Origin of the sequence: Aliiruegeria haliotis, from assembly GCF_003003255.1 — a bacterium.
Classification (GTDB): domain Bacteria; phylum Pseudomonadota; class Alphaproteobacteria; order Rhodobacterales; family Rhodobacteraceae; genus Tropicimonas; species Tropicimonas haliotis.
This window is the reverse complement of the sequence record NZ_PVTD01000001.1, coordinates 332,068-357,965: the sequence shown is the minus strand read 5'-3', so window position 1 is coordinate 357,965 and position 25,898 is coordinate 332,068. Positions and strand designations below refer to the sequence as shown.

The 25,898-nt window shown below is 65.9% G+C and carries 25 protein-coding genes; 2 read left to right on the top strand and 23 right to left on the bottom strand.

From position 1 onward, the window contains the following. Positions 1 to 136: 136 nt before the first annotated feature. The 21 genes from CLV78_RS01595 to fabG form a co-directional block, all read right to left on the bottom strand. On the bottom strand, positions 137 to 841 hold the full coding sequence (locus tag CLV78_RS01595; protein ID WP_106203018.1) for a DUF2793 domain-containing protein: 705 nt from the start codon (positions 839 to 841) through the stop codon (positions 137 to 139). Continuing rightward, entirely contained in the window at positions 834 to 4,760 is a 3,927-nt protein-coding gene (locus CLV78_RS01590; protein WP_106203017.1) for a baseplate multidomain protein megatron, read from the bottom strand. Before CLV78_RS01590 ends, CLV78_RS01595 begins: the two co-directional genes overlap by 8 nt. After that, the gene (locus CLV78_RS01585; RefSeq protein WP_106203713.1) at positions 4,760 to 5,206 is read right to left on the bottom strand and encodes an NlpC/P60 family protein; all 447 of its coding nucleotides are present in this window, start codon (positions 5,204 to 5,206) and stop codon (positions 4,760 to 4,762) included. The genes CLV78_RS01590 and CLV78_RS01585 overlap by 1 nt, the downstream gene beginning before the upstream one ends. Positions 5,207 to 5,214: 8 nt before the next feature. Continuing rightward, positions 5,215 to 6,126: a DUF2163 domain-containing protein gene (locus CLV78_RS01580; RefSeq protein WP_106203016.1), complete on the bottom strand. Its 912-nt coding sequence runs from the start codon at positions 6,124 to 6,126 to the stop codon at positions 5,215 to 5,217. Beyond that, positions 6,126 to 6,758: a DUF2460 domain-containing protein gene (locus CLV78_RS01575; protein WP_106203015.1), complete on the bottom strand. Its 633-nt coding sequence runs from the start codon at positions 6,756 to 6,758 to the stop codon at positions 6,126 to 6,128. The genes CLV78_RS01580 and CLV78_RS01575 overlap by 1 nt, the downstream gene beginning before the upstream one ends. 17 nt (positions 6,759 to 6,775) lie before the next feature. Further along, positions 6,776 to 7,477 (bottom strand): phage tail tape measure protein, encoded by a 702-nt coding sequence (locus CLV78_RS01570; RefSeq protein WP_106203014.1) that lies wholly within the window; start codon positions 7,475 to 7,477, stop codon positions 6,776 to 6,778. Further along, positions 7,477 to 7,662, bottom strand: coding sequence for a rcc01693 family protein (locus CLV78_RS01565; RefSeq protein ID WP_425427903.1), 186 nt, complete (start codon positions 7,660 to 7,662; stop codon positions 7,477 to 7,479). The genes CLV78_RS01570 and CLV78_RS01565 overlap by 1 nt, the downstream gene beginning before the upstream one ends. Before the next feature lie 4 nt (positions 7,663 to 7,666). Next, the gene (locus CLV78_RS01560; RefSeq protein WP_106203013.1) at positions 7,667 to 7,990 is read right to left on the bottom strand and encodes a gene transfer agent family protein; all 324 of its coding nucleotides are present in this window, start codon (positions 7,988 to 7,990) and stop codon (positions 7,667 to 7,669) included. Positions 7,991 to 7,992: 2 nt separating this feature from the next. After that, complete coding sequence (locus CLV78_RS01555; protein WP_106203012.1) at positions 7,993 to 8,406, bottom strand: phage major tail protein, TP901-1 family; 414 nt, start codon at positions 8,404 to 8,406, stop codon at positions 7,993 to 7,995. A gap of 51 nt (positions 8,407 to 8,457) precedes the next feature. Further along, positions 8,458 to 8,868, bottom strand: a complete 411-nt coding sequence (locus tag CLV78_RS01550) for a DUF3168 domain-containing protein (protein WP_106203011.1) — start codon at positions 8,866 to 8,868, stop codon at positions 8,458 to 8,460. Further along, on the bottom strand, positions 8,865 to 9,212 hold the full coding sequence (locus CLV78_RS01545) for a head-tail adaptor protein (protein WP_106203010.1): 348 nt from the start codon (positions 9,210 to 9,212) through the stop codon (positions 8,865 to 8,867). Before CLV78_RS01545 ends, CLV78_RS01550 begins: the two co-directional genes overlap by 4 nt. Continuing rightward, on the bottom strand, positions 9,212 to 9,808 hold the full coding sequence (locus CLV78_RS01540; RefSeq protein ID WP_106203009.1) for a head-tail connector protein: 597 nt from the start codon (positions 9,806 to 9,808) through the stop codon (positions 9,212 to 9,214). Before CLV78_RS01540 ends, CLV78_RS01545 begins: the two co-directional genes overlap by 1 nt. Before the next feature lie 166 nt (positions 9,809 to 9,974). Beyond that, positions 9,975 to 11,141 carry a phage major capsid protein gene (locus CLV78_RS01535; protein ID WP_106203008.1) on the bottom strand — a complete coding sequence of 389 codons (1,167 nt, stop codon included), beginning with the start codon at positions 11,139 to 11,141 and terminating at the stop codon, positions 9,975 to 9,977. Positions 11,142 to 11,183: 42 nt separating this feature from the next. Further along, entirely contained in the window at positions 11,184 to 11,741 is a 558-nt protein-coding gene (locus tag CLV78_RS01530) for an HK97 family phage prohead protease (RefSeq protein ID WP_106203007.1), read from the bottom strand. 96 nt (positions 11,742 to 11,837) lie between these two features. After that, positions 11,838 to 13,037: a phage portal protein gene (locus tag CLV78_RS01525; RefSeq protein ID WP_106203006.1), complete on the bottom strand. Its 1,200-nt coding sequence runs from the start codon at positions 13,035 to 13,037 to the stop codon at positions 11,838 to 11,840. A 158-nt stretch (positions 13,038 to 13,195) separates the two neighbouring features. After that, complete coding sequence (locus tag CLV78_RS01520; RefSeq protein WP_106203005.1) at positions 13,196 to 14,578, bottom strand: DNA-packaging protein; 1,383 nt, start codon at positions 14,576 to 14,578, stop codon at positions 13,196 to 13,198. Then, positions 14,478 to 14,819: a hypothetical protein gene (locus tag CLV78_RS01515; protein ID WP_146136618.1), complete on the bottom strand. Its 342-nt coding sequence runs from the start codon at positions 14,817 to 14,819 to the stop codon at positions 14,478 to 14,480. Before CLV78_RS01515 ends, CLV78_RS01520 begins: the two co-directional genes overlap by 101 nt. A gap of 195 nt (positions 14,820 to 15,014) precedes the next feature. Then, positions 15,015 to 16,169, bottom strand: coding sequence for an endolytic transglycosylase MltG (mltG, locus tag CLV78_RS01510; protein ID WP_106203003.1), 1,155 nt, complete (start codon positions 16,167 to 16,169; stop codon positions 15,015 to 15,017). Beyond that, positions 16,169 to 17,431: a beta-ketoacyl-ACP synthase II gene (fabF, locus tag CLV78_RS01505; protein WP_106203002.1), complete on the bottom strand. Its 1,263-nt coding sequence runs from the start codon at positions 17,429 to 17,431 to the stop codon at positions 16,169 to 16,171. The genes mltG and fabF overlap by 1 nt, the downstream gene beginning before the upstream one ends. A gap of 474 nt (positions 17,432 to 17,905) precedes the next feature. Beyond that, positions 17,906 to 18,139 (bottom strand): acyl carrier protein, encoded by a 234-nt coding sequence (locus CLV78_RS01500; RefSeq protein ID WP_106203001.1) that lies wholly within the window; start codon positions 18,137 to 18,139, stop codon positions 17,906 to 17,908. A 349-nt stretch (positions 18,140 to 18,488) separates the two neighbouring features. Further along, positions 18,489 to 19,226 carry a 3-oxoacyl-[acyl-carrier-protein] reductase gene (gene fabG / locus CLV78_RS01495; RefSeq protein ID WP_106203711.1) on the bottom strand — a complete coding sequence of 246 codons (738 nt, stop codon included), beginning with the start codon at positions 19,224 to 19,226 and terminating at the stop codon, positions 18,489 to 18,491. 630 nt (positions 19,227 to 19,856) lie between these two features. Here fabG and CLV78_RS01490 point away from each other — a divergent pair. Then, positions 19,857 to 20,588, top strand: a complete 732-nt coding sequence (locus CLV78_RS01490) for a VIT1/CCC1 transporter family protein (protein WP_106203000.1) — start codon at positions 19,857 to 19,859, stop codon at positions 20,586 to 20,588. Positions 20,589 to 20,889: 301 nt separating this feature from the next. Here the strand turns inward: CLV78_RS01490 and CLV78_RS01485 are convergent, their stop codons facing one another. Further along, entirely contained in the window at positions 20,890 to 23,682 is a 2,793-nt protein-coding gene (locus CLV78_RS01485) for a bifunctional aconitate hydratase 2/2-methylisocitrate dehydratase (RefSeq protein WP_106202999.1), read from the bottom strand. A gap of 331 nt (positions 23,683 to 24,013) precedes the next feature. Between CLV78_RS01485 and CLV78_RS01480 the strand changes: the two genes are divergently transcribed. Then, the gene (locus CLV78_RS01480; RefSeq protein WP_106202998.1) at positions 24,014 to 24,382 is read left to right on the top strand and encodes a DUF1636 family protein; all 369 of its coding nucleotides are present in this window, start codon (positions 24,014 to 24,016) and stop codon (positions 24,380 to 24,382) included. Between the two features lie 36 nt (positions 24,383 to 24,418). Here the strand turns inward: CLV78_RS01480 and CLV78_RS01475 are convergent, their stop codons facing one another. Then, positions 24,419 to 25,885 carry a cobyric acid synthase gene (locus tag CLV78_RS01475; protein ID WP_106202997.1) on the bottom strand — a complete coding sequence of 489 codons (1,467 nt, stop codon included), beginning with the start codon at positions 25,883 to 25,885 and terminating at the stop codon, positions 24,419 to 24,421. Between the last annotated feature and the right edge of the window lie 13 nt (positions 25,886 to 25,898).

Below are 25,898 nucleotides of genomic sequence, written 5' to 3'. Positions count from 1 at the left end.
CCGTGATTCGCTGTCGCGACCAGGGAACGGAACAACCCGAGCCTTCGCCCCCGGAACAAAAAAACGGCCGGAACATCCACGAGGGACGTCCCGGCCGATTGGAAGGCGCCTGTGCGCCTGTCTGTCGGGCACGCCGTTACGGCAGCTCGATCCTGTAGAAATGCACGGCAAGCCTCAGTTTGCCCCCGGTCAGCGATCCGCCGATCGGGGCTATACGGGGTTGGGTCTCCGAATAGACAGTGAAGGGTTGCCCCAGCAGGCCGGTGCAGTAGGAGCCTGCCCCGATCCCCATGCCGCTCCCGAACTGATCTGCCTGCGCCGAGGTGCCGAGTTTCCACGCGGTCAATGTCCCTGTCAGCGGCTCCACGACCCGCGCCGAGCAGGCAAAGAGCATGGAGTCGGCCGGAACAGGCAGTTCGACATCCTGTGCGCCCGAAGTGGTGATCTCGTGCTCTGTCGTGGCAACCCTGAAGCTTGAATGGGCGGCTCCTTGGGAAGTGGCCAGAACATCGGACGCCCAGCGCCCATCGACAAAGATCCCCCGGCGCCCCTCATCCACCAGCCAGCCTTCCCAGCCGGTCTGGGGCCGGGCATAGGTCCAGCCACCGTTGCTGTAGATCGCGATCTCGCCGTCATGCCCCGCCCAAGCGCCGCCTGCCCCGTCGGGCACAGCATAGCACTGCCCGTCGGACGCACCGCCCGGGGGCGAAGACACGCTCCGGCTCTCAAGCCGCAACTGGGCCAACCCGTCCAGCCGGACCAGAGCCTCGTTCACGGTGACATGTTTCTGCGCCTGGCTCGGCTGCAGAAGCGGTAGGTTCAAGGATGCCGTTTCAGCCATGGATCTCGATACTCCTGAAAAGCCCCGGACCGAAGCGGTCCGAAATCTGTGCAACCTGCACGGTGACCGGCCCGTCGGCCGTATCCGCCGCGCGGGCAGAGGCCGAATAGGTCCAGCTTGGTGATGGGACTGTCGCCTCTCGCAGCACCACACCGTTTCGCACCACCTGGACGAGGTAGGATTCCGATGCCTCGCCCAGTGCCACGTCCAACCCCTCCCAGCTATCGCCATCGATCCGGGTTCGCCGGATCCAGGTGATCCCGGCGCCACCGGAGGCCAGAGACGCCGCTCGGAGGTGGACCGGAGCGTAGGGTCTGAGCCCGACCCCCTCGAAACTGTGGACCGCGTGCACGAAGGAGGGATCGTCGAGCGGAAAGGACACCGGTCCGATCCGGACGTGAAGCTCCGCATTTCGCTCCGCGGAGCGGATCTTGACCTGCTCCGGGCCACCGTCGAGCAACACCACCGTACTGCCCTCGCCCCAGGCTTCCGGCATCACGCTGTCGGTGCCCAGTTGCCCGCGCAGAAGCCCGCTCAGTTCATAGGTGTCATTGCCCACAAGGTCCGCGTTCTGGAACTGGAAGATCTCCCACCCCCGGCCGGAGCCGTCGGAGATCGCCATCGCATTGGCACCAGAGAGCAGCCTTGCCCGGCCGACCGATGACAACGTGCCACCGCTGATCCGGACCCGGAGCCGGCTGCCCCGGTCCCATACTCCCGGAGCCGCCCGGTGCAGCGGCGTCTCGGTGAGCCCGATGACCGACTTGGTCTCCACCAGTTCCCGGACCCGATAGTCATTGTCCATCATGGACATGTAGACGACGACCGAGCCCGGCCATGGCGTGGCCGAAACCGCAAGGTGCGGCGAGATCGCGTCCTCGTCTCCCGTCAGCAGCGGCAGGTCCATGAACACGTCATGCACCGGCACCGGCGCCAAGACCGGCTTGTAGCTGCCGGGCGCCTCCGGCGTTGGCCGCACACGATACACACCCGGCTCGATCCGGGTCGCCCTCAGGGATTGCCCTTCGGCGAATTCCACCTGGTCGACGCGAAATCTTCCCGTCGTCTCCCCCGTGAAGGCGATGACATCGCCGGCCTGAATGTGCCGCCGGGAGGGTGGCAGGCCGAATTCCACGGTATCGCGCGCGACACGCGCCTCTGCCAGCCAGCGTTCAACGATCGCGCCCGCTTCACCTGAGGTCAGGCTCAACGGCAATTCCGAGGTCGAGACGGTCGAGGGTCTTTCATCGGGGAAGATGGCTTCGGCGGAACTCGCTTCGAAGTCGCCATCTGCCTGCACGTGGTTCAGTCGGACCGTTCCGGCGGATTCCGCCTCGGGCGATCGCTGCACGGTCACCGCGCTGTCGCCGCGTCCGGTGAAGGCGCATTCTCCGGGTGTGAGGGTCTGCGTCGTGGTCCCGGTGCGCATGCGGAAGGTCAGTTTGCCGCCCCGCTCCATCCCGTCGAACCCATGGGCAAGCATCAGCGGCTGCAAGGCAGCCCGCGCCCCGTCAATGTCCTCGACGCGGTATCCTCGAACGCTCCCATAGAGTGCCGAGGCATCCACCTCCCAAAGGCCGGAGCGGTTGCAGATCTCGGTGACCACCGCTGCCAGAGACTCCGATGACGTGCGTCCGTTCAGCCAGTGTCCGAGAAGGTAGTTGTTGCCATCGCTCCACAGGTCAAGGTTGGCCGGGAACGTCGGGTACGGCCGGACATCCCAGGCCCAGACATGGCTCCGCGACATGTCCAGCATCGGCCCGCCATATAGGTCGGACACCGGGTTGTTCGCCACGTCCGACCAATGCGCATGGGTCGCGCGCAGGTACTGGGCCTGGATCACATCGTCCCGTGCGCCGCTGGAATGGTGCGGCAGCATCGATTCCGAGGATTTGGGATCGACGAACTTGTTCGGCTCATTCGTGCCCTTGTCGACCGCCGCGCAGCCCAGTTCGGTAAACCAGATCGGTTTGCTCTGCGGCACCCAGTCCGTGGGCCCGGCCGCCCGAACGCCGCCGATGCGGTCGTGGTGCGGGCTGCTCCACCACCCTTTCAGATCCTTGTAGCGAAAGACGAAGGGCTCGCCATGTGCGCCGTCTTCGATCGGGCTGCGCACCTGCGCCTCCCGGTCTTCTTCGCTGGCGTAGTACCAGTCGTACCCTTCCCCTCCGGCCACGTTGGCGGCGAGATAATCGGGGTTGTAGATCGACTCCCAATCGCTGTCGGCATGGTCTTCGCCATCGCGCCAGTCCGACAGCGGCATGTAGTTGTCGATGCCGACGAAATCGATCTCGGTACGCGCCCAGAGCGGGTCGAGGTGAAACAGCACATCACCGGAGCCATCCTGCGGCTGGTAACCGAAATACTCACTCCAGTCCGCCGCGTAGCCGATCTTCGTCTCGGGACCGAGGATGTCGCGCACCTCGCCCGCCAGTTGAATCAGCTCTTGCACGGCCGGAAACTCGGTGCGGCTCGACCGGATCTGGGTCAGGCTGCGCATTTCCGACCCGATGCAGAAGGCATCCACGCCGCCGGCCGCCGCACACAGGTGGGCATAGTGCAGGATGAACCGCCGATAGGACCATTCCGGTGGCCCGTAGTACTGGACCGTTTGGCCGTTGATCCAGAAATCCGTGGGCGCAGCATTGCCGAAAAACGCGCGAACCTCGTCCGCCGCCTGCGGGGTCTGGTCGGGCGTGTCGGGCAAACCCGGCGCGACCGAGGTCGTGATCCGTCCCCGCCACGGCAGATGCGCCTGCCCGGGAGCCGCCGTCCATGGGTCGAACAGCAGGTTCCCGGCCATCTGCTCCATCAGGATAAACGGATAGAACATCACCGACTTGCCATCGTCGCGCAGGGCCTTCACAGCTTCGACCACGGACTGATCCGTCGGTGTGCCGCCATAGATGGGCCGTCCGTCGACCTGGGTGATGCTCTGCGCGTCCTCGCGGGTCAAACCGCTGACGCTCCAGGGCATCCTCACGCCGTCGATCTCGGTCTGTTCCACCTTTGGGCGCAGGCTGCACGTGCCACAGCGCAGATCGTCCCCGAACCAGGACACCACCAGCGAGGCCGACCCGCAGTTCGGCAGCTCCTCGCGCAACGCGGTCATCGAGGTCGTGAAGTCACTCTTGCCGCTGGCGGAGTTCACATTGGCCGATCGATTCCAGCCAAGCCCCTGCGAATAGTGCACGGGCGTCGTGGCCAGCGCGTATTCACCCGTCCCGGGGACCAGCGCCACGGCCTTCACGATCTTCGAAAGGCTCTCCGCGCCGTCCGGCACCGAGGCATCGTCGACCGCCCGCATCACCTCGAACGAAAACTGCGGCACCCGGTTTCCGAACCGCGCAAGTTGCAGGTCCTCCAGAACGACATAGGCCGTGCCACGGTAGGCGGGCGCATTCCCCGCGCCCTCGACGGCCTCGATCTTGGAATCCGGCAGCTGGGTCTGACTGCCGGTATAGACCCGCATGTCGAGCTGCTCCCGGCCGATTTCCAACCCGTCCGCCCAGATCCGGCCAACGCGCAGGATCTCGCCCTCGCACAGCGCAATCGCGAGGCTCACCGAATAGGTATAGGTCTTCGTCGTGACACTCTGGCCGCCGCCGCCTTTGCCACCGGATTCGCTGGTGGTCACGCGCTCGCGGAACCGGCTCGACCAGATCACCTGACCTCCCGTCCGGATGCGCCCATAGACGTTGCGGATTGCCGTGCCCTCACTGGCACCGGTCAGACTGAATCGCTCCAGCTTTCCGGATTCCACAACCTGACTGCCGCCACCAAGCAGCCGCTGGTCGATCACCCGACCGAGGCTCGCGCCGATTGCGCGGCCAACGACGGCCGTTCCCAGTCCGAGGAGCGAGCCACCGGCGGCACCGCCCACCGCGGCACCCGCCGCCGCCAACAGAACTGTCGCCATCAGAACTCTCCTTCAGGAAATGCAAAACGCCCGACGATCCGCGACCCCCAGGGCGCCGAGAGAGCCGTCTCCAACACCGCGTGGCCGCTGTAGGCGTGGATGAAGCTTGGCCCCCCGTCCCGCCGCGCCGAGATGCCAAGGTGCTTGGCGACGCTGCCCTTCCGCATCCGAAAGAGCAGAACCTCGCCCGGACCGAACTCCCGATCCAACGGGATGGTCACAAGATGGTTTCGCGCTGCCTGCCAGAGCGTCTCTGTACGGGAGGCCTCCGACCAGTCCGCCGAATAGGCCGGCACGGCACAGGGCTCGTTCCCCTTCAGGCCCCGCCAGACCCCGCGCACCAACCCCAGGCAATCCGTCCCGGCGCCCTTGCACGACGCCTGGTGGCGATAGGGGGTTCCGATCCAGGATCGCGCGATTTCCACCACCTCTTCAGCCTGTTGCATCGCCTGCCTCATGTGTTCTGTCCCGGGAACGGGCTGGCGCTGCCACCGTCGTTGTTGCCGCCCCTGTGGGGATAGGACGTCAGCCAGTCCTCGCCCGGGATATGCGGAAAACCGCGGAAATTGAGGAAGTTGCCGAACTTGGACTGGCAAGTCACCGGCCGCTTGTCGCACCCCGCTTCCAACCGCACCAGGTCGCCCACGTTCACCTCGGCGCGCAGTTCCTGCCAAAGCTCGATCTCGCGCCCGCCGCTGGACGTGGTGTCGCGCTTGATCATCCCCACCAGCCCGGTTCCGGCGCCGCTCAGCACCCGGAACCGGCCCAGCTCGAACCAGCGGTCTTCAAGACCGTCGAGCCCCTCGAACAGGAAACCGCCTGCCCCGGTGATACCCGCGATCGCGACATCGCGGTAGAAGCCAGGATCTTCCAGGGACAGCCCGCAGCGACCATCGCCGAGCACCGCAGAGCAATTGCCCTGGTAGACATGCCCCTGCGGCTGGTTCAACTGCTCGGCCAGCCCGCGCAACTCGGCCTCGAACCGACCATGGCCGTGGCTGATCTCGCCAATCGTACCGGCGAACTGCACATCTCGTGCGGCGAGGTCGCGCCAGTTCACCAGCCAGACCGTGACCGCGGCGCCGTCGTACCGGCCGGCGCGAATGTCAGCCTCCTTGATCGCCTCATGCGACAGCGCACCGATGGCGGAGGCATTGTCCACCGACAGACCGGTCGTCTGTTCGAACGCCGTCGATGTGAACCCGGAGTTGGGCGCAAAGGCGATCCCGTCGAACTCCAAGGCCTCGTCGTGATCGGTGAACCCCAGCACGGCCCCATCCGCCCTGCGGACTTCCCAGCAGCGACAGGTGGTGGCCGCGCCGCCCTGCAAATGTGCATTCAACCGTTCGGCGGATTGCGTGCTCATCAGACCCGCACCTCCACCACCGGCACATCGGGGATCTCCCCGGCCTGGAACCCGTCGACACTGACCATCAGGCTGTCGGTGTCAAACCGCACCGGCACGTCGAACTCGAACCCCGCAGTGATCATCGCGTCATCGGCAGGGGGAGTCGTGAAGCTCAACACACCGGTTCCGGCATCGACCGACCAGTGCTGACCCTCCGCCTGTTCCGCACCGTCGATTGCGACCACAACGGTCCCGGCCACCGGTTTGCAGATCGCCCGGTCATAGCCCTCGGCGCCCGAGGCATAGCGTTTTTGCAGTCGAAACTCGTTCGTCGTCCCGTCACCGACACCGACCGTCTGGTCCGTCGCGGAGACGACCGCCGAGGGCACACAGGATTTGAAGTCCGCCCAATCCTTCCAGCGAAACCCGTGGAGTTGCCCGGAACGGGCCTCGAAGAAGGCGATCAGCGTGTCGATATCGTCCAGCGAGCGCATCCCCACGCCCGCGTCGTACCGGCGCCGGGAATGCCGCCAGGGCGTGTTGCGCTCTTCGAATCCGTTGGCCAGCGCCACGATCTCCGTGCGCCGCTCCGGCCCGCCCACCGAGCCGAAGCTCAGCGACGCCGGGAACCTGACTTCGTGAAATCCCATGAACCTGTCTCCCTACCCTAGCTGTTGCGTTGGCCACGGCCGATCACCCGGCCGAGCTGCGCCGCGATCTGCGACTGGCTCTTCTGGAACCCCGCAACGTCGGGCGTGTTGATGTTCATCACCACCTGGACCGGCCTGCCGCCACCGTTCGCCGCCCGCACGCCGAGGCTGCCGTCGGCTCCGCGCGTCAGCGGCATGATCGCCTCTGGCCCGGCCTCGCCCATCAACCCGGTCGCGCCCCGCATCGGGAAGGCTGTCGGGCCCGCCACCACGCCGCCCTTGGCAAAGGGCATGACGCGGCCGCTGCTGAAACTGCCGCCCCCCGCGAAGGGAAGCGCCCCCTGCAGGATCGAGCTTCCCTGCGCGGCGAGGGTTTGCCCGAAGCCTGCAATGCCGGATGAGATCAACCCGCCAAGCTCGCTGGTCACCGGCTTGATGGCACTGGAATATGTCGCGTTTACAATCGACTGCGCGACGGTCTTCATCGCATCGGACGCCCTGCCTCCGTCGAGGACAAGCCCGTCGAACGCCTTTCGCAGCCCACCCGAGATACTGGTGCTGAGCGCACCGGTGCTGGCATTCGCCTGTGATGTCGTCGACTGCAACTTGCGCAGTTCGGTGTCGAAGGCGGCAACCATCGTGCCGACCCCCCCGAGGCTCGCTTCCAGAGATCCGAGCTGCTGCTCGATGTTCTCCACCTGCCCGCTTTCCAAGGCCATTATCGTTCCCTTTCCGTGTCGGGATAGGCGCCCCGGAGTTCCTCCAGGCGCGCACGTGTGATCGGGGCCGCCGATGTGTCGGCGCCCAGAAGGAGCATCAGCTCCACCGGTGTCAGTCGCCAGAACGCCTCCGGCAAAAGACCGAGCTGTCCCATCCCCAGCCGCATCAACCCCGGCCAGTCCACGCCGCTACTCTCCAGATCGTGGCAGCTCGAAGGCCACCTGCAAAAGCTGTGCCGCCGCCCGGGCGGCCCCCGCCGGCCCACCCGCGATATCGGCGGTCAACAGGTCCTGCGCGGTGCCGGTCCACCCCCCGCCCCGCAAGCCAGCCAAGATCAGCGCGAAGATGTCCTGCACCCCGTTGCGCCCGGTTTCGAACCGCTCGACGAGGTCGATCACGGTCCCCCCCTCCATGCCCGCTTCCAATTCGGCGAGCGCCCCGAGGGTGAGCTTGCACGCCCGGCTCTCTCCGTTCAGATCGAGGCGCACTTCTCCGGCCCATGGATTCCCCATGATCAGAGCGCCGTGAAGTTCAGGACGCCGGCAGAGGACATCGCGACCTCATAGGTCGCCTCGCCATTGTGGTTGCCCGCGTATTCCAGCGACGTCAGCTGGAACGGCCCTTCGATCACGCCGAAATCCGGCACGATCACCTGGAATGCCGGTACGTCGCCGTCGAAGAACACCTGGCGGACACGGGCATCGGTCCCCTCGTCCTTGAACACACCCGATCCGCTCAGCGACGCGCTCTTGACGCCGGCGCCGCCAAGAAGCTCGCGCCAGCCGCCATCGCTGTCCATTGTCGTTGCGTCAACGGATGCGGCGTTGAAGCTGATACGGGTGGCCCGCAGCCCGGCAACGGTCTCAAAATCGCCGCTCCCGGTCATGTCGAGCTTGATCAGCAGGTCTTTCCCGGCTTGTGCGCCCATTGTCTTTCTCCATCAAAAAAAAGGGGTACAGTGTCGGTTCAGCGAACCGGCTCAGTCGTCTTCCAGCCGGGCTTCGAATTGCAGATCGATCCTGCGGCCGCTGCCTGACTTGATCCGCCGGGCATTGGCCCGCCGGAACTGCAAAAGCACGATCCGCCCCCGGCTCATCCCGGGGGTCTGGTGGTGAAGCGCGTCGGAGATCACTCCGGCCACGCGCTTCATTCGGTGGAAACCTCCGCCATCGGAGACGACGGCAATCGTGAACCGGTGTTTCGCGCCATCGCCGGTCTGGTCTCCCGCGGCGCTGGCCTCCTCCGGTCCGAGGGTCACGTAGATGTCTGGCACATCGCCCGTCGGTGCGGCGTCGAAGATTGCGCCGCCGACCTCCGCAGCCAGGTCGGGATCTGCCGACAGGTGCTGATAGACCGCCTCTTGCAGGGCCGCCGCCATTGCATAGCTCATGCCGATACCCTTTCCTCACGCGTCGTGCAGACGAGGTACCGGCCAAGCGGTTCGGCCTCCGCCACTGACAGGATGTGGTAGATCCGGTCGCCCTCCCGAAAACGCTGTTCCGGCAAAGGGCGGCTCTCGGCGCCGACGGGCGAAGCCCGGACCGTCACCCGGAAGGTGACCGACGACAGCTCCAGATCGTTGCCGCCGACCTCTCGGCCAGAGCCCGCTTTCACATCCGCCCACAGGCTGCCCAACTGGCGCCAGCTCTCGGTGTAGCCGCCTGCACCATCGGGCGTCCGCTCCAGTGTCTCCAGCCCGAGTTTCCGTCGCAGCGCCGGTTGAACCCTCGCCATCAGACACCTCCCCCGAGGATGCGGACGTTGCGCCAGCGGTCCACCAGCGAGGAGACGCCGTAGGGCATCACCGCTGCACCCACGCGCATCTCGTGCCGGTACTCGTAGTAGTAGGCCGCCAGCAGCATCACCGCCTGCGCCAGATCCGCCGGCACGTTCGCCCAGCTTTCACCGAACCCGGCGGTGAACTCGATGGAGACGGATCCCTGGGGCGGGATCGTTGGCAGGCGGCTGCCCCTCGCCATCACGACCGGCCGGTGTGTGTCCTGTTGCAGCCGGCACTTGGACGGATCGACGATCGTCTCCCAGTCCAGGCAATCGATAATCCGGATTGCCCGGACCTCCGAAACAGGCGCGACCGGAAGCGTCTGCATCCGTGCGTCGCGCCATGCCATCAGGCTGAGCGCGAAATCCCGTTCCAGCAGGACCTTGCCCGTCCAGGCTTCCACGGCCGCGATAGCGGCCCGCAGGAAGGTCTCCAACAGGCTGTTCTCGGCACCGTCGTCGGCAAACCCGGTGCCCAGACGCAGATGATCCCTGAAATCCGCAACCGGCAATGCCGTGGCGGGCGCTGAGGTCTGCTCGACCAACATCATGCATTCTCCGAAACTTGTGCCCCTCTGGCAAAAAGTGACAGGCGCGCGCCCCGCATCGCTCGAACGGAGGGGAAGCAGCTGGTCAACGCGGATCTGGAAGGCCCAGTGACGCGCACCTGTCCCGCGCACCGCCCCCCAGGGAACGGTGCGCGGATCCCGGTCAGGCCTAGCTGGCCGAGAATTTCAGCAACTTGATCGCCGCAAAATCGCTGACGTCGCCGCCGACCCGCTTGGTGGCATAGAACAGCACGTGCGGCTTGGCCGAGAACGGATCGCGCAGCACGCGCAGGTCCGGACGTTCCGCAACCGTGTAGCCGGACGCAAAGTCACCGAACGCGATGGCATGTTCCCCCGAGGCGATGTCCGGCATGTCCTCGGCAATCAGAACCGGGTAGCCCAGCAGGCGAGCGGGTTCACCGGCGGCCAGACCGTCGGACCACAGGAACCGGCCGTCGCCATCCTTCAGCTTGCGCACCGTGCCAGCGGTCTTGGAGTTCATCACGAAAGTGCCGTTGGCGCGGTACTCGGCCCCGAGCGCATAAACGAGGTCGATCAGCACGTCGGCGCTGGCGAAGGCCCCGTCGGCACCGGAGGCCACGTATCCCAGTTCGCCCCAATCCCAGATCTCGTTGTCCGTGGTCGGGTGCGCCAGGAAGCCCTTGGGCTTGTCAACGCCATCCCCGTTGACGAAAGCCGCGGCCTCGGCCCGGGAGAACTTGTCGGCAATGCGTCCCGCGAGCCAACCGTCGATGTCGAAGGCGCTGTCGTCCAGCAGACGCTGGCTGGCCTTCGGCAGGGCGGACAACTCGTGCAGCGGGATGGTGACCCGTTCAATCTGCGGCGTGTCGGTCTCGATCATGGAGCCCGTCTCGGTGGCCCAGCCGGAGCCCATCTCGCCGTGATCGATCAGGACGTCGAAGGACGTCGCCTCCACGTTCACCACATTGGCAATCGCGCGGATCGAGGCATTCGATTTGAGAACGCTTTTCACGGTCTCCGCGGTCTCCGGGTCGACCAGATAGCCACCATCGGCAGCCACGGCGGTCGAGAGCGCCTTGCCCTCCATCTCCAGCCCACGCATCGCGTCCTCGTCGCCTGACCGAAGATAGGCCTCGAACGCCTTCTGGTGAGGGGCACCGTCGGCCTCTGTGGCGGCGGCAAGGGCGGGACGCCCGGCAATCATGGTTTTCCGATCCAGCATGGTCAGTCGCTCTTCCTGCTTGTGAAGTTTGGATTTGATTTCGGCCTGAAAGTCTCTGAAATCACTCAGAAACCCGATCATGGCCGACTTGACGTCGGGCGCTCCCCGCGCCGGTCGCTCAGCTTCGCTCATGGGGTGGTCCTTCCTGGAAAAGGCGTGTGGAAACTGCGGCGGTCACTGGTCCGCCAGGTCAAGGCGGGCCGCTTCCAGCGCCTCCGCCAGGTCGCGCATCAGGTCGGTCTCCGCGCTTTCGCTCTTCGCGCCGACCCGCGCCTCCGGGAGCATCGGGAACGTCACCAGCGACACCTCCCAAAGCTCCAGATCGTGCAGGAGGCGCTTGCCGCCCGCGCCTTTCTCGGCCCGCTTCGTGCGGTAACCGATCGACAGCCCGTCGATGGCGCCGGCATCAATCAGCGCCGCCGCCTCGCGGCCCTTGTCGACATCGGTGAGGATGCGTCCCTTGACGAAGAGGCCCTTCTCGTCCTCCCGCACCTCGTCCCAGACACCGATCGGCTGCGCGGGATCATGCTGCCACAGCATTTTCACGCGCCGATCCGCGCCCGCCAGTGCTTTCAGCGAGGCTGCGTAGGCGCCTCGCTGGACGACGTCACCGCCCTGATCGACCCTGCCGAACAGGGAGGCATAGCCCTCGATGCGAGTGCCGTCCTGCACCGTCAATTCGTCCCCGAGCTGGCAGAACTTCCGCTCCAGCCCGCAATGATCATCCGTCATTCCGTATTCCTCTGAACTGGCGCCGGGACCGCGGGTCCGCTGGCGGCTTCCACTTCGCGTCCCCGGCCCCTGCGCCGAGCCGCATCCGTCCTCGCCTCATTCCACGGGCTTCGGCGGCAGCCCCAGCAGGCTGCGCTTCTCTGCATCCGTCAGGAACTCTGCGGCACCGACCCGCGACCACTGCGCGTCACGCTCCACGGCAAGCGCCGGAATGCGATCGAGATCGGGCGAGAGCCTGGCCCCCTGCCCGTCGAATTGCCCCAGCCAATCGGAAATCGCCGCCGTGACCCGCGACGCCAGCGGCAGCACGGTCAGGCGGTAGAATGCCCGGTTGGCTTCCTGGTAGTTCGCATAGGTGTTGTCGCCCGGGATCCCGAGCATCATTGGCGGAACCCCGAAGGCCGTCGCGATCTCCCGCGCCGCGGCTTCCTTCGTCTTCTGGAACTCCATGTCGGATGGCGAGAACCCCATCGGCTTCCAGTCCAACCCACCTTCGAGCAACATCGGCCGCCCGGCATTGCGAGCGCCCTGGTGATGCGCCTCCATCTCCGAGAGGAGCCGGTCGTACTGGTCCGCCGTCAGCGTGCCCGGACCGCCATCCGAACTCTGGTAGACGATTGCGCCCGAAGGCCGTGCCGCGTTGTCGAGCAACGCCTTCGACCAGGCGGAAGCACTGTTGTGCACGTCCACCGCCGTCGCCGCCGCTTGCATCGGGGACAGCCCGTAGTGGTCGTCCTGCGGGTGGAAACTGCGGATATGGCAGATCGGCGGGGTGTCACCTGTCATGTCGAAGCGGTGCTTCCGCCCGGCGACATTGTAGTCGTAGGCCACGGGCCAGCCATCGCTGCCGGGCACGATGCTCATCCTGTCGCTGCGCAGCACATGCAACTCGAAGGGCGTGTTGCCGTCGCCGACCGCCTCGACATAGCCGTTGCCGGACAGCAGGATCTGCCCATAGAGCGCTTCCAGCAACTCGGCCTGACCCTGGGCACCGTTCGGGCGGCTCAGCAACGCCAGAACCGGGTGCTCGTCATAGCGCCGTTTGCTGTCCTGACACACAAGCGGCATCGCGCCCGCCGCCTCCGCAATCATCTTGACGCACCGGAAGCCGACCGGGTTGCCGACGAAGCCGGTGCGGGTCAGCGTGCCTACATCGCGCGGCGACCAGACCACGCGGCCCCCACCGCCCCAGGCGATCACCGGCCCGGCGGCCGAGGCCTTTCTCTCGGGGGGGGCGCCCACCGGTTCACTCGGGGCGGGCGTGCCGCCGGACCGTCGCAGGAAATCCAGTACCATGCGCTCTTGCTCCTCTTGGTTGGGGGGCGAGGCCCCGGCATTGCCAGCCCGGCCCCCTGCCGGTCGGCAGGGGGCGGGCACAAGGAAACCGGGCGCGCCCCTCAACTGGCGCACCGCTCGGTTTCCGCATTTCGTGGATCGGACCTTCCGGCCCGGGATCAGAGGGTTCGGATCGTCGGTCGGCGGAATTGCCCGGCCGGCCCGATCAGAAGCTCCGTGATCGCCCAGACCAGCGCATCGAGCCGGTCCGGCGAGCCGCGCCCTTCGTAGCCGCGGGTCGTCATCTTGCACATCTGCTCCTCCAACGCGCCGAGATGGCGCAGGTGGTGGATCCGTCCCTGTTCATAGAGCGCCGCGACCGGCTCGGCGCGCGCAGCCTTGCCCCGTTGCGCCCGAACCGCCCGGAAGGGCAACAGCGGGTCGATCTGGTTCAGAACCGTCTGCACAAGGTCCCCGCCCTGGTTGACCTCTGCCACCAGCCGGTCGGCATCGTGCCTGTCACGTGCCGCCACCGCCGCATGGGCCCATGCCAACGGAGAGGCTGCAGTGACGCTCGCATCTTCCAGCACATAGGCTTGCCAGTCTTTCGGGTCGCCCTGTGTCACCGCGCCAACCACGACGATCCCGCATTCGTCCGAACCTGCGTGGCCGGTCACCGGCGGGTCGACGGCAACCACGATCCGATCCAGCCGGGGCACGTCACCGACCCGCGCGCCCTCCAACAGCTTCGATGTCCAAAGCGCGCCTTCAGTGTCCTCGACCAGCACGCCGTCCAGCTCCTGCCGCCCCAGCCGCGTACCGCCGTAGCGGGCCTGCACTTCTGCCAGAAAGGACTCCGCGAGGTTCGCACGGTTGGCCTCCGTGGGGGCCGTCGTCGTGACCGTCGACTCCCGCTTCAGCAAATCCTTCAGAATGGGCACGTCGCGCGGCGTTGTCGTTACGCACTGGCGCGGATTGTCGCCCAGCCGCAGGCCGAACTGCAGCATCGACCAGGTCTCCTCGGCCTTCTTCCACTTGGCCAGCTCGTCGACCCATGCGCAGTCGAATTGCGGGCCCCGCAGCCCCTCCGGGTCATGGGCGGAGAACACCTGCGCGACCGCCCCGTTGGGCCAGACCAGGCGCTTGCGGCCAGCCTGCCACTGGGGCATGCGGTCCGGCGGCGTGCAGGCAAGGATCCCGCTGTCGCCGAACACCATGACCTCCCGCACCTGGTCGATGGTCTCTCCCACCAGTGCCACCCGCCGCGAGCGGCCACGATCCTCCGGCCACGAACCCTCGACCTGCGCACGGATCCACTCGGCCCCGGCACGGGTCTTGCCCGCGCCGCGGCCGCCCAGGATCACCCAGGTTTTCCAGTCGCCCGACGGGGCCAACTGATGTGGGAGCGCCCAGAACTCGAACAGCCACGGGAGCGCGGCAAGCGCTCCCGGGGACAACTCGTCAAGAAATGCCTGCCGCGCCTCTTGCGGCTCGGATGCGAGCAATTCGGCTCCCGATCTCAACGCGGGCCCCGGCAAGATCGAGCGCCTGCTGCTGAACATTCCCGACGAGCTTTCGGCGAAGGTCTTCGACATTCCGTGCCTCCTCCATCATGGTGATGGACGCCTTCCGCATCTCGGAAAGCACCCCTTGCAGCTTCTTCGCCCGGTCGGTCTTTCCCTTGCCGACCTCGGCGATGATGTCCGTCAGCTCGCGTGAGCCGCTCCTGTAAAGTTCGACGGCCTGATCGAAAAACTGACCAGTGTCTTCGCCCGTGTTCGCGGACAGAGTGATATTATCCATTTTGTTAACCTGCTCTTGCTCATACCCTCCGAGGTCGAGCGAAACGAAAAAAGCACCGTGACCCATGCAGGTCCGGTGCTTGCCCATTTCTTCCAGCTTGACTTATTTCTACTTTAGACCGTTCGCAAAGTCAAGCGCGGCGTGCCCAACTCGAAATGAGCTGCGCACGCCAAGTTACTGTTTGTTAACCATTTCTCACTGGTTGGCGCGCTCTGCCTCGATCTGGCGCCAGCGCTGGACATTGCGGTTGTGCTCGCTGAGCGTGGCCGCAAAGGCATGGCCGCCCGTGCCGTCGGCGACGAAGAACAGGTACTCCGATGGCTCCGGGTTGAGCGCGGCAAAGATCGCCTCGCGGCCCGGGTTGGCAATCGGCGTCGGCGGAAGCCCCTGAATAACATAGGTGTTGTAGGGAGTCGCGCGGCGCAACTCGCTCTGGCGCAGCCCCCGTCCAAGCGGGCCCTGCCCCTCGGTAATGCCATAGATCACCGTCGGGTCCGTCTGCAGCCGCATGCCCTGGTTCAGGCGGTTGATGAAGACGCTCGCCACAAGCGGACGCTCTTCGGCAACACCGGTCTCCTTCTCCACGATGGAGGCCAGCGTCAACGCCTGCTCCGGTGTTTCCAGCGGCAGGCCATCGGCGCGCGCAGCCCAGAGGTCGGCGAGAATCGCGCTCTGCCGGCGGGCCATGTCTTCGAGAATCGCCGCCCGGCTGGCGCCACGACTCACTTCGTAGCTGTCGGGCGCAAGGCTTCCCTCCGCCGGGACCGCGGCCACGTCGCCTGTCAGGAAGTCAGCCTGTTTCAGCTCCTCGACCACCTGCCAGCTCGTTACGCCCTCTGCGAGCGTGATCCTGTAGCGGGTGCTGGGCTGGGCAACGATCGCGTCAAACCCGTCAGGCGCCGCTTCCTCGGAGGGGCTGAAATTCGCCAGTTCCACGTATTTCTGCGTCGCCGGATCAAGTTCGCGAACGATCATGTCGGCCTTTGCGACGCCGATCCGGTAGTTGATCTCCGTCCCGCAGGTGCTGCGCCCGCTGGCCGTGACCGAGGTCACGATCTCGTCCATCGAGGCCCCGGCAGGCACCACGAAGCTGCCCGCCTTCAGCCGGTCGGCACGCTCGGTGTACTCCGCGCCAAGCCGGAAGATGGTGGCGTTCTCGATCGCGCCCAGCTCTTCGAGATTGGCCGACACCGCGGACATCGAGCCACCACTGGGCACCATCAGGCAGATGGCCTGCTCCAACGGGCCTTCCCGGGTAAACTCGCGATTGCCCCAGGCCACGATACTGGCAAGGCAGATGAGCAGCACAATGAAGATCGTCAGCGCGTTGGACGCGAGGGAACGGGCCATCAGTCGGCGACCTTCCCCATCACCAGGCTGGCGTTGGTGCCGCCGAATCCAAAGGAATTCGACAGGGCCACGTTGATCTCCCGCTCACGCTTCGCGTTCGCAGCGAGGTCGATCTCGGTTTCCACGGCCGGATTGTCCAGGTTGATCGTCGGGGGCGCGACCTGATCACGGATTGCGAGAATGCAGAAGATCGCCTCCACAGCGCCAGCGGCCCCCAGAAGGTGACCGATGGAGGATTTGGTCGAGGACATCGTCGTATTGCCCGCCGCATCGCCAAGCAGACGTTCAACTGCACCCAACTCGATCGTGTCGGCCATGGTCGAGGTGCCATGGGCGTTGATGTAGTCGATGGCAGACGGCTCCAGCCCGGCGCGGTTCAGCGCGGCTTTCATGGAGCGGAACCCGCCGTCGCCGTCTTCCGACGGGGCGGTGATGTGGTAGGCATCGCCCGACAGGCCGTATCCCAGCACCTCGGCATAGATCTTCGCGCCCCGCGCCTTGGCGTGCTCGTATTCCTCCAGCACGACAACACCGGCGCCCTCGCCCATGACAAAACCGTCCCGGGCCTCGTCCCACGGGCGGCTGGCGGTCTCGGGCGCGTCGGCGCGCTTGGTCGACAATGCCTTGCAGGCGTTGAACCCGGCGATCCCGATCTCGCTGATCGGGCTTTCGGCGCCACCGGCCACCATGACATCGGCATCGCCGAGCTGGATCAGCCGCGCCGCGTCGCCGATGGCATGGGCGCCGGTCGAACAGGCCGTCACCACCGCGTGGTTCGGTCCCTTGAAGCCAAAACGAATGCCCACCTGGCCGGAAACTAGGTTGATCAGGGCACCCGGAATGAAGAAGGGCGAGACCCGGCGCGGCCCGCGCTCCTTGAGTACGACGGCAGTGTCGGCAATCGAGTTCAGCCCACCGATGCCGGAGCCGATCATCACGCCCGTGCGCAGCCGGCTCTCCTCGTCCTCGGGAGTCCAGCCGGCATCCTTCACTGCCTGTTCAGCGGCGGCGATGCCGTAGAGGATGAAATCGTCGACCTTGCGCCGCTCTTTCGGCTCCATCCAGTCGTCCGGGTTGAACGTGCCGTCCGACCCGTCTCCGAACGGAATTTCGCAGGCATACTTGGTCGTCACCCGCTCGTTGTCGAACCGCGTGATCTCTCCGGCGCCGGATGTACCATCCAGCAACCGCGACCAGGTTTCCTCGACGCCGCACGCAAGGGGCGTGACCATTCCAAGTCCGGTAACTACCACTCGACGCATGTTTTCACCTCGGGCTGTTTTGCTGTTTGACGCCTGATACACGCGCCGCGTTCAGCGCGCAACATGGGCCACGCCGCTCTGCGCGTCCTTCGCACCGCCGGCCGCGCCACTGGCGGAAATCGGCCCGCGCCATGCACGCTCCGCAGGCGGTCGCAGGCCGGCGGAGCGGAGGCGGGATTTCACCATACCCCGCGATGCCCGGCAGATCGCGGCGTGGCATCAAAGCCGAGCCGCCACAGCACTGCCATGCCCCTTGCCCAAGCCAGCCGCGTCCCGATGACCGTGGACCGGCGTTGCCAGGCGATGGCCCCAGCGGTTGTCGCGCGCCCTGCACAACTCCGTGCCGGGTCGCGATCCCCAGATTGGCCCGACAGATCACGCATCACCGGCACAGGGCCACGGCGAAAGGAAACGACCAAAAGAAAAAGGCGCCCCGAATGGAGCGCCCCTCTCGAATTCAGCGGCTGCCTGGAGTCAGGCGGCTTCGGAGATGAACTTGACCGCGTCACCGAACGTCTGGATGGTCTCGGCGGCATCGTCCGGGATCTCGATTCCGAACTCTTCCTCGAATGCCATCACCAGCTCGACGGTGTCGAGCGAGTCGGCGCCCAGATCGTCGATGAACGACGCGCTTTCCGTCACCTTGGCCTCTTCGACGCTCAGGTGCTCCACAACAATCTTCTTCACGCGATCTGCGATGTCGCTCATGTTTCTTCCTCATGCTGGGGCACGATGCCCCGTTTTTGCTCCGCGCCCGTCCGGGCGATTTGACGTGCCCCGGCGCGGGGCGGCTTGTCCCCGTCTTGCGCGGGGTGTCTTCCCTCGGCTGTCCTGACGAACAGGGCCCGGGGCTGAAAACTGCGCCGCCTTTAGCACGTTCCCCTGCAAAAGCAAACGCTTTGACGGCATCTTCTTCCCCTAGCGTCAGGCGCTCGGGGCGACCCCAGCAACATGGGAGGTCGCCGTCCCGTTCGCAAGGGTCCGAAGGCGAATATCCCGCAGCTGCGGGACGATCTTTTCCGATCCGGCAATGCTGCGACGCAGCTTCGGCGCCGGGTCAGACCATCGCCATTCCGCCGTTCACATGCAGGGTTGTGCCGGTGACATAGCCGGCCTCCGGGCTGGCCAGATAGAGGACCGCCGCGGCGATCTCCTCGGGGGTGCCCATGCGCGCGGCCGGGATCTGGCCGTTGATCTTCTCCTTCTGATCGTCGGTCAGCTTGTCGGTCATGGCGGTGGCAATGAAGCCCGGCGCGACCGCGTTCACGGTGATACCGCGGCTGGCGACCTCGTAGGCGATGGACTTGGACATACCGATCATGCCCGCCTTGGAGGCCGCGTAGTTCGCCTGCCCCGGGTTGCCCGTGGTCCCGACAACGGAAGAGATATTCACGATCCGGCCCCAGCGCGCCTTCATCATCGGGCGCATCACGCCCCGGCACAGACGCATGGTCGAAGTCAGGTTCACCTCAAGCACCTTCGCCCAGTCCTCGTCGGACATGCGCATGAAGATCTGGTCGCGGGTGATCCCGGCGTTGTTGACAAGGATGTCCAGCCCGCCCATCGCCGCGATGGCCTGCTTGGGCAACGCATCGACTGCCTCCGCATCGCTCAGGTTGCACGGCAGCACATGGGCACGCTCGCCCAGCTCCGCGGCCAGCGCCTCCAACGGCTCCACCCGCGTGCCCGACAGGCCGACCGTCGCGCCCACGCCATGCAGGGCCTTGGCGATGGCCCCGCCGATGCCACCCGAAGCGCCCGTCACCAGCGCGCTCTTTCCCGTCAGATCGAACATCCGCCCATCTCCTTGTGATTGCTTCTCGTATCCTTCGTCTGCCCATGCCACGGCCCCCGGCATCAATGCAATCGCCATTTCCGTCTCCGGCGCGTGGGGAAACCTTGGGGGCCGGGGACCAATGCGCCGCTGGACGCTGGCCGCAACCGTGGTCCTTTGCCCGTCCTTGGATCGGCCTGTCTGCGGAGGGGCTGCACCTGGCCGACGAGCGCGGACACCGCAGGTGTCGGCCGAGTTCCTCTCCGGGCGATGGACAATCGGCACGCCCGCCGGACCCGATCCCGGGACTGCCGATTGCGTTCACGCCCACCCTCCTGCCACGATGACCGGAACCGACATCGCTGGCGGAAGTCTGATCGCAATCCTCGGCCTTGCGCCCGCGAAACCTGCTGAATGGGCCGTCCTCAGCATACGACACAGGTCAGGCCGCTCCGGACGCCACCGGAGAAGGCTGTCCGGGGCCGGGCAAAGCAGCACCGTGACGGCACCAGCGCGCGACAGGCCAGCATTCCTCCCCACCGCGACGATTGCGGCGGAGATGCTCGCTCGTGCCGCTCCTGCCATTCAAAAAAAGCCCCCCAACACGGGTCTGCACCCGGTATCCTGCCCGTGTGGAGGGGGGATTCCGGAATGCAGATCAATTGGGAGAACCACCGCCGGGAGGCACACGGGCTGGGGCAGATACAGGCGTTCCTGAAGCAGATCGTCTATGGCGGCAACGACGGGATTGTCACGACATTCGCCATTGTCGCCGGGTTCGCCGGGGCCTCTGCCGAGGGTGCGGCACAGATCGGCGCGCTGGCGGTGCTCGTCTTCGGGCTGGCCAACCTTTTCGCCGACGCCGTGTCGATGGGACTGGGCGAGTTCCTGTCGACCCGCTCGCAGCGCGACCTCTATACCTCCCAACGCAGGATCGAACTCGCGGAGTTGGCAACCCACCCGGAGCAGGAACGGCGCGAGATCGTGCAGATGCTGGCGGAACGCGGTCTCGACATCGAGGGCGCGGAACGGGTCTCGCGGGAGCTGATCCGGTGCCCCGAACTCGTTGCCGACATGATGATGAGCTACGAGTTGGAGATGCCGGACATGCGCAACGGCTCACCCGCGCTCGACGGGCTGGTGACCTTCCTGTCGTTCCTGACCTTCGGGGCGATCCCGCTGCTTCCGTATTTCCTGTTCGACCCGACGCGTCCGACCTTCCACGCCTCCGTCGTCGCCACTTTCTCGGCGCTGGTCCTGCTTGGCCTGTTGCGATGGTGGTCGACCCGGGAAAGCGTGCTGCGCTGCGTCGGAGAGACAGTGCTTGTCGGCAGCGCCTGCGCGGTGGTTGCCTATGGGGTCGGGGCAATCGTCGGCGGGTAGCGGCGGAACTGACACCGAACGGGACCGGGTACGCTGGCGGCGCGGTGATCACGCGGCGGCAACACTGCGCGACGCTCCCCATACACACGAGTCTTCCGTTGGCACGACCCGTGTCGCCGTCGCTTGCCCGTGGCCCCTGTCCGCCCCGGTCCCCGTCCGCGATCACCTTGCCCGCCGGCAAGCCCCGGCCGCGGAAACTGCGAAGGGCGGCATGGTTTCCCACACCGCCCCTGCATGTCTTGGTGTTGCCTCCCGGCACGCGCCACCAGGCGGACCTGCGCCCGCCCGGGGGCTGGCCCGCCTAGAAGTGGGCCGAACGCGATCCTGCCGGCTTCTCCAGCGGCGGGGCGAACTTGGTCAGGTCGATCCCTTCGACCGCGGACTTGTACTCCTCCACGCTCGGGGTCCGGCCGAGGATCGCGGAGAGCACGACGACCGGCGTCGAGGCCAGCAGGGATTCCCCCTTCTTCTCTTCCGAGTCTTCCACAACCCGGCCCTGGAACAGTCGGGTGGAGGTGGCCAGGACGGTATCGCCCTTGGCGGCCTTCTCCTGGTTGCCCATGCAGAGGTTGCAGCCCGGACGTTCGAGGTAAAGAATGTTCTCGTACTCGGTCCGCGCGGCGCTCTTCGGCATCAGGTCGTCGAACTCGAAACCGGAGTATTTCTGAAGGATCTCCCAGTCACCCTCGGCTTTCAGTTCGTCGATGATGTTGTAGGTCGGCGCAGCGACCACCAGCGGCGCGTTGAACTCGACCTTGCCTTGCGCCTTCTCCAGGTTCTTGAGCATCTGGGCCACGATCTTCATGTCGCCCTTGTGCACCATGCAGGAGCCGACGAAGCCGAGGTCCACCTTCTTGTCGCCACCGTAGTAGGAGACCGGGCGGATGGTGTCGTGGGTGTAGCGCTTGGAGACATCGGCATTGTTGACGTCCGGGTCGGCGATCATCGGCTCGTCGATCTCGTCCAGATCGACCACGACCTCTGCGAAATACTTCGCGTTGTCGTCCGGGGTCAGCGCCGGCTTCTCACCGGAGCGGATCTCGGCGATGCGCTTGTCCGCCTTGTCGATCAGGCCCTGAAGCGTCTGGGCCTCGTTGTCCATGCCCTTGTCGATCATCACCTTGATGCGAGACTTCGCCAGCTCCAGCGATCCGATCAACGTCTCGTCCTGCGAGATGCAGATGGAGGCCTTCGCCTTCATCTCCGCTGTCCAGTCGGTGAACGTGAAGGCCTGGTCGGCCAGCAGGGTGCCGATATGCACTTCGATGACGCGGCCCTGGAAGACGTTGTCGCCGAACTGCTTCAGCATCTGCGCCTGCGTGGCATGCACCACGTCGCGGAAGTCCATGTGATCCTTCATGGCACCCTTGAAGGTCACCTTGACCGATTCCGGGATCGGCATGGTGGCCTCGCCGGTCGCCAGCGCCAGCGCAACGGTGCCCGAGTCGGCCCCGAAGGCCACGCCCTTGGACATGCGCGTGTGGCTGTCGCCGCCGATGATGATGTCCCAGTCATCCACCGTGATGTCGTTCAGCACCTTGTGGATCACGTCCGTCATGGAGTGATAGACGCCCTGCGGGTCGCGGGCCGTGATCAGGCCGAAGTTGTTCATGAACTTCATCAGCCGCGGGATGTTCGCCTGGGCCTTCTTGTCCCAGACAGAGGCGGTGTGGCAGCCGGACTGGTAGGCTCCGTCCACCGTCGGCGAGATCACCGTCGCGGCCATGGCTTCCAGTTCCTGCGAGGTCATCAGGCCGGTCGTGTCCTGCGACCCGACGATGTTGACCTTCACACGCACGTCGGAGCCCGCGTGCAAAACCTTGCCGTCGCTCACGCCGACGGCGTTCTTGTTGAAGATCTTCTCGACAGCGGTCAGGCCCTGCCCTTCGTGGGAAATCTCCCGCGAAGGCGCAAAGACCGGGGTCGGCTCGACACCGAGGGTTTCGGCGGCGAAGTTCTGGAGTTTCTTGCCGAAGACGATGGCATAGGACCCGCCCGCCTTCATGAACTCGACCTTCTGCGGCGTGAAGGCGGAGGAGACATCCGTCAGCTCCTCGCTGCCGTCCTCGCTGTAGAGCTTCTTCGACCTGGTGTTGATCGTGAGCACGGTGCCGGTCTCCACGGAGTATTTCTGCTCCAGGATCGGGTTGCCATCGTTGTTCAGGATCGGCTTGCCGTCGGCATCCACCTTCTTGACCCAGTTCTTGAGGTCGAGCCCGATGCCGCCGGTCACGCCAACGGTGGTCAGGAAGATGGGCGAGATGCCGTTGGTGCCCGCAACCACGGGGGCGATGTTCACGAAGGGAACGTAGGGGCTGGCCTGCTTGCCAGTCCAGAGCGCGACATTGTTGACGCCGGACATCCGGGAGGATCCAACGCCCATGGTGCCCTTCTCGGCGATCAGCATCACGCGCTTGTCGGGGTGCTGCAATTTCAGCGCCTCGATTTCCTGCTGCGCCTTCTCGGAGATCATGCACTTGCCGTGCAGTTCACGGTCGGAACGGGAGTGGGCCTGGTTGCCGGGCGACAGCAGGTCGGTGGAGATATCGCCCTCGGCGGCGATGTAGGTGACGACCTTGATCTCCTCGTCGATGTCGGGAAGCTTGGTGAAGAACTCCGCCTTGGCGTAACTTTCGAGGATGTCCTTCGCGACCGCGTTGCCTGCCGTATAGGCCGCTTCGAGCCGGTCGGTGTCGGCCTCGTAGAGGAACACCTGCGTCTTGAGCACGTCGGCCGCCTGCGCCGCGATGGCGGCATCCTCCCCCAGCGCCAGGTCGAGCAGAACCTCGACCGAGGGGCCGCCCTTCATGTGGGAAAGAAGCTCGAACGCGAAGTCCGGGGTGATTTCCTCGACGACCGCCTCGCCAAGGATGATCTCCTTGAGGAACCGGGCCTTCACACCCGCGGCGCTCGTGGTGCCGGGAAGTGTGTTGTAGATGAAGAAGTTCAGGGAATCGGCCCGGTACACGCTGTCGGCATCCTTGATCTGCGCGACAAGCTCTTCGACAAGCGCGCCATCGTCGATGGGTTTCGGGCTCAGGCCCTGCGCCTTGCGCGTGCCGATTTCATCCAGGTAGTCGGTGTACAAGCTCATGTTTTTTTCCCGCCGATGTAATGTTGGATCCTGCTTGAACACCGGGTCTCAGAGGCTTCTGGCGCGCCGGGACAAGCTTGCTGTATGCGACGGTATACCAAGCGTCGCCGAATTGCAAGATGATCCGCGAGGCATGATGTCCCACCCGCCCTTTCGTCAAGGGTCAAAATCCGCGCGTTTCCCGCGCACGGCGCCCGTTCGGACGCTGCCCCGCCCGGCGAAACCGCAGGAGGGAGCAAGATCCCGCGCACGGGGAAATGACCGCCCAGCCATGGACATCCGCGCGCCGGCGTTTCATGTCTGGGGACCTTGAGACAGGCGCGAGAGACACATGACCACGATCACCGTTTGCACAACCTGCAGAAACGAGGCTGCACGCGAAACGCGGGAGGGCGACCCGACAGGTGAGGCGTTCCTGGCCAATGTCGAGGCAGCGGCGCAAGGATCCGGCGTGCAGGTGCGCGGCGTGGCATGCCTGATGGGCTGCGCACATGGATGCAACGTGGCGATCTCGGGCACCGGGAAGATGGTCTATGTGCTGGGGCGGTTCGAGGGCACGCCGGAAGATGCCTCGGCGCTGGTGGAATACGCCGGCTCCCACGCGGAGAGCCCGAACGGCGTGGTGCCCTTCCGGCAATGGCCGCAAGGGGTGAAAGGGCATTTCGTGTCCCGCGTCCCGCCTCTCGACGGCGAGGGCTAGCTCCGCGCTCCGGGGCGTCTGCTGGCCACCGGGCCCTTACCCGGCAGTGGCAGCGGTCCCCGCAAGGGCCAGCACCCCGTCGATATCCATGTGGGTTTCCAGGTGATCGGCAAGCGCGTCCAGCGTTTGTTCCACCGTGGCGGCATGGGACCCGCCCGACGGCGTCGCGCCCAGCTTTGAGAGGAACGCCTGCCGAAAGGCATCCGAGGCAAAGAGGCCGTGCAGGTAGCTGCCCATGACCCGTCCGTTTTCGGACGTGGCGCCTTCGGGGCGGGTATCGATTCGGGCGAAGGGCCGGGCGCGGTCCGCACCGTCGCTGCGGCCGATGTGGATCTCGTAGCCTTCGAGCGGCAGGCCGGTGGCCTCATGCAGGGCCGATACGCGGGTCAGGCGTTTGTCGGGGACCATCTCCGTCACGATGTCGAGCAATCCAAGCCCGTCGGTTTCGCCCGGAGGACCTTCGAGACCGTCGGCGTCGATGATCTTCCGCCCCAGCATCTGGTACCCGCCGCAAAGGCCCAGCACCCTGCCCCCGCGCCGCACATGGGCCGCGATATCCTTGTCCCAGCCCTGCTGGCGCAGGAAGCTCAGGTCGCCGCGGGTGGACTTGGTTCCGGGAAGGATCACCAGATCCGCATCGCCCGGCAGCGGCTCGCCGGCGCGCACCAGCGTCAGGCGGACGTCGGGTTCGGCCGACAGCGGGTCCAGATCGTCGAAATTGGCGATGCGAGACAAGACCGGGCAGACGACATGCAGCGAACCGGTCGACGGGCCGGAGGCAAGGTCCAGCGCGTCCTCGGCGGGCAGCAGGTGCGCCTGCGCGAACCACGGGACGACGCCGAACCCCCGCCAGCCCGTATGCGAGCTGATCAGCCGGTATCCGTCGTCGAACAGCCGCGGGTCGCCGCGGAACTTGTTGATCGCGAACCCGCGAATGAGGGCGGCGTCCTTTGGGTCGATTACGACCTGGGTACCGACAAGCTGGGCGATCACACCACCCCGGTCGATATCCCCCACCAACAGCACCGGCACATCTGCGGCCCGGGCGAAACCCATGTTGGCGATGTCACCCGCGCGCAGGTTCACCTCCGCCGGGGAGCCCGCCCCTTCCACCAGCAACAGTTCGGCCTCCGCCCCCAGACGGTGAAAGCTCTCCAGCACCGGCGCCATCAACCCGGGCTTCAGCGCCGAATACTCCCGCGCCTTCACGGTGGCCACGCGCTGTCCCTGCACCACGACCTGCGCGCCGGTCTCGGTCTCGGGCTTCAGCAGGACCGGGTTCATGTCGACGATCGGATCGACCCCGCAGGCCAGCGCCTGCAACACCTGCGCCCGACCGATCTCCCCACCGTCGACAGTGACGCCGGCGTTGTTCGACATGTTCTGCGGCTTGAAGGGCCGCACCACGAGGCCCCGCCGCCGCGCGGCACGGCACAGCCCCGCCACCAGCATCGACTTGCCGACATTGGAACCGGCCCCCTGGATCATCAGTGCACGGGTCATGCAATCCCCTTCC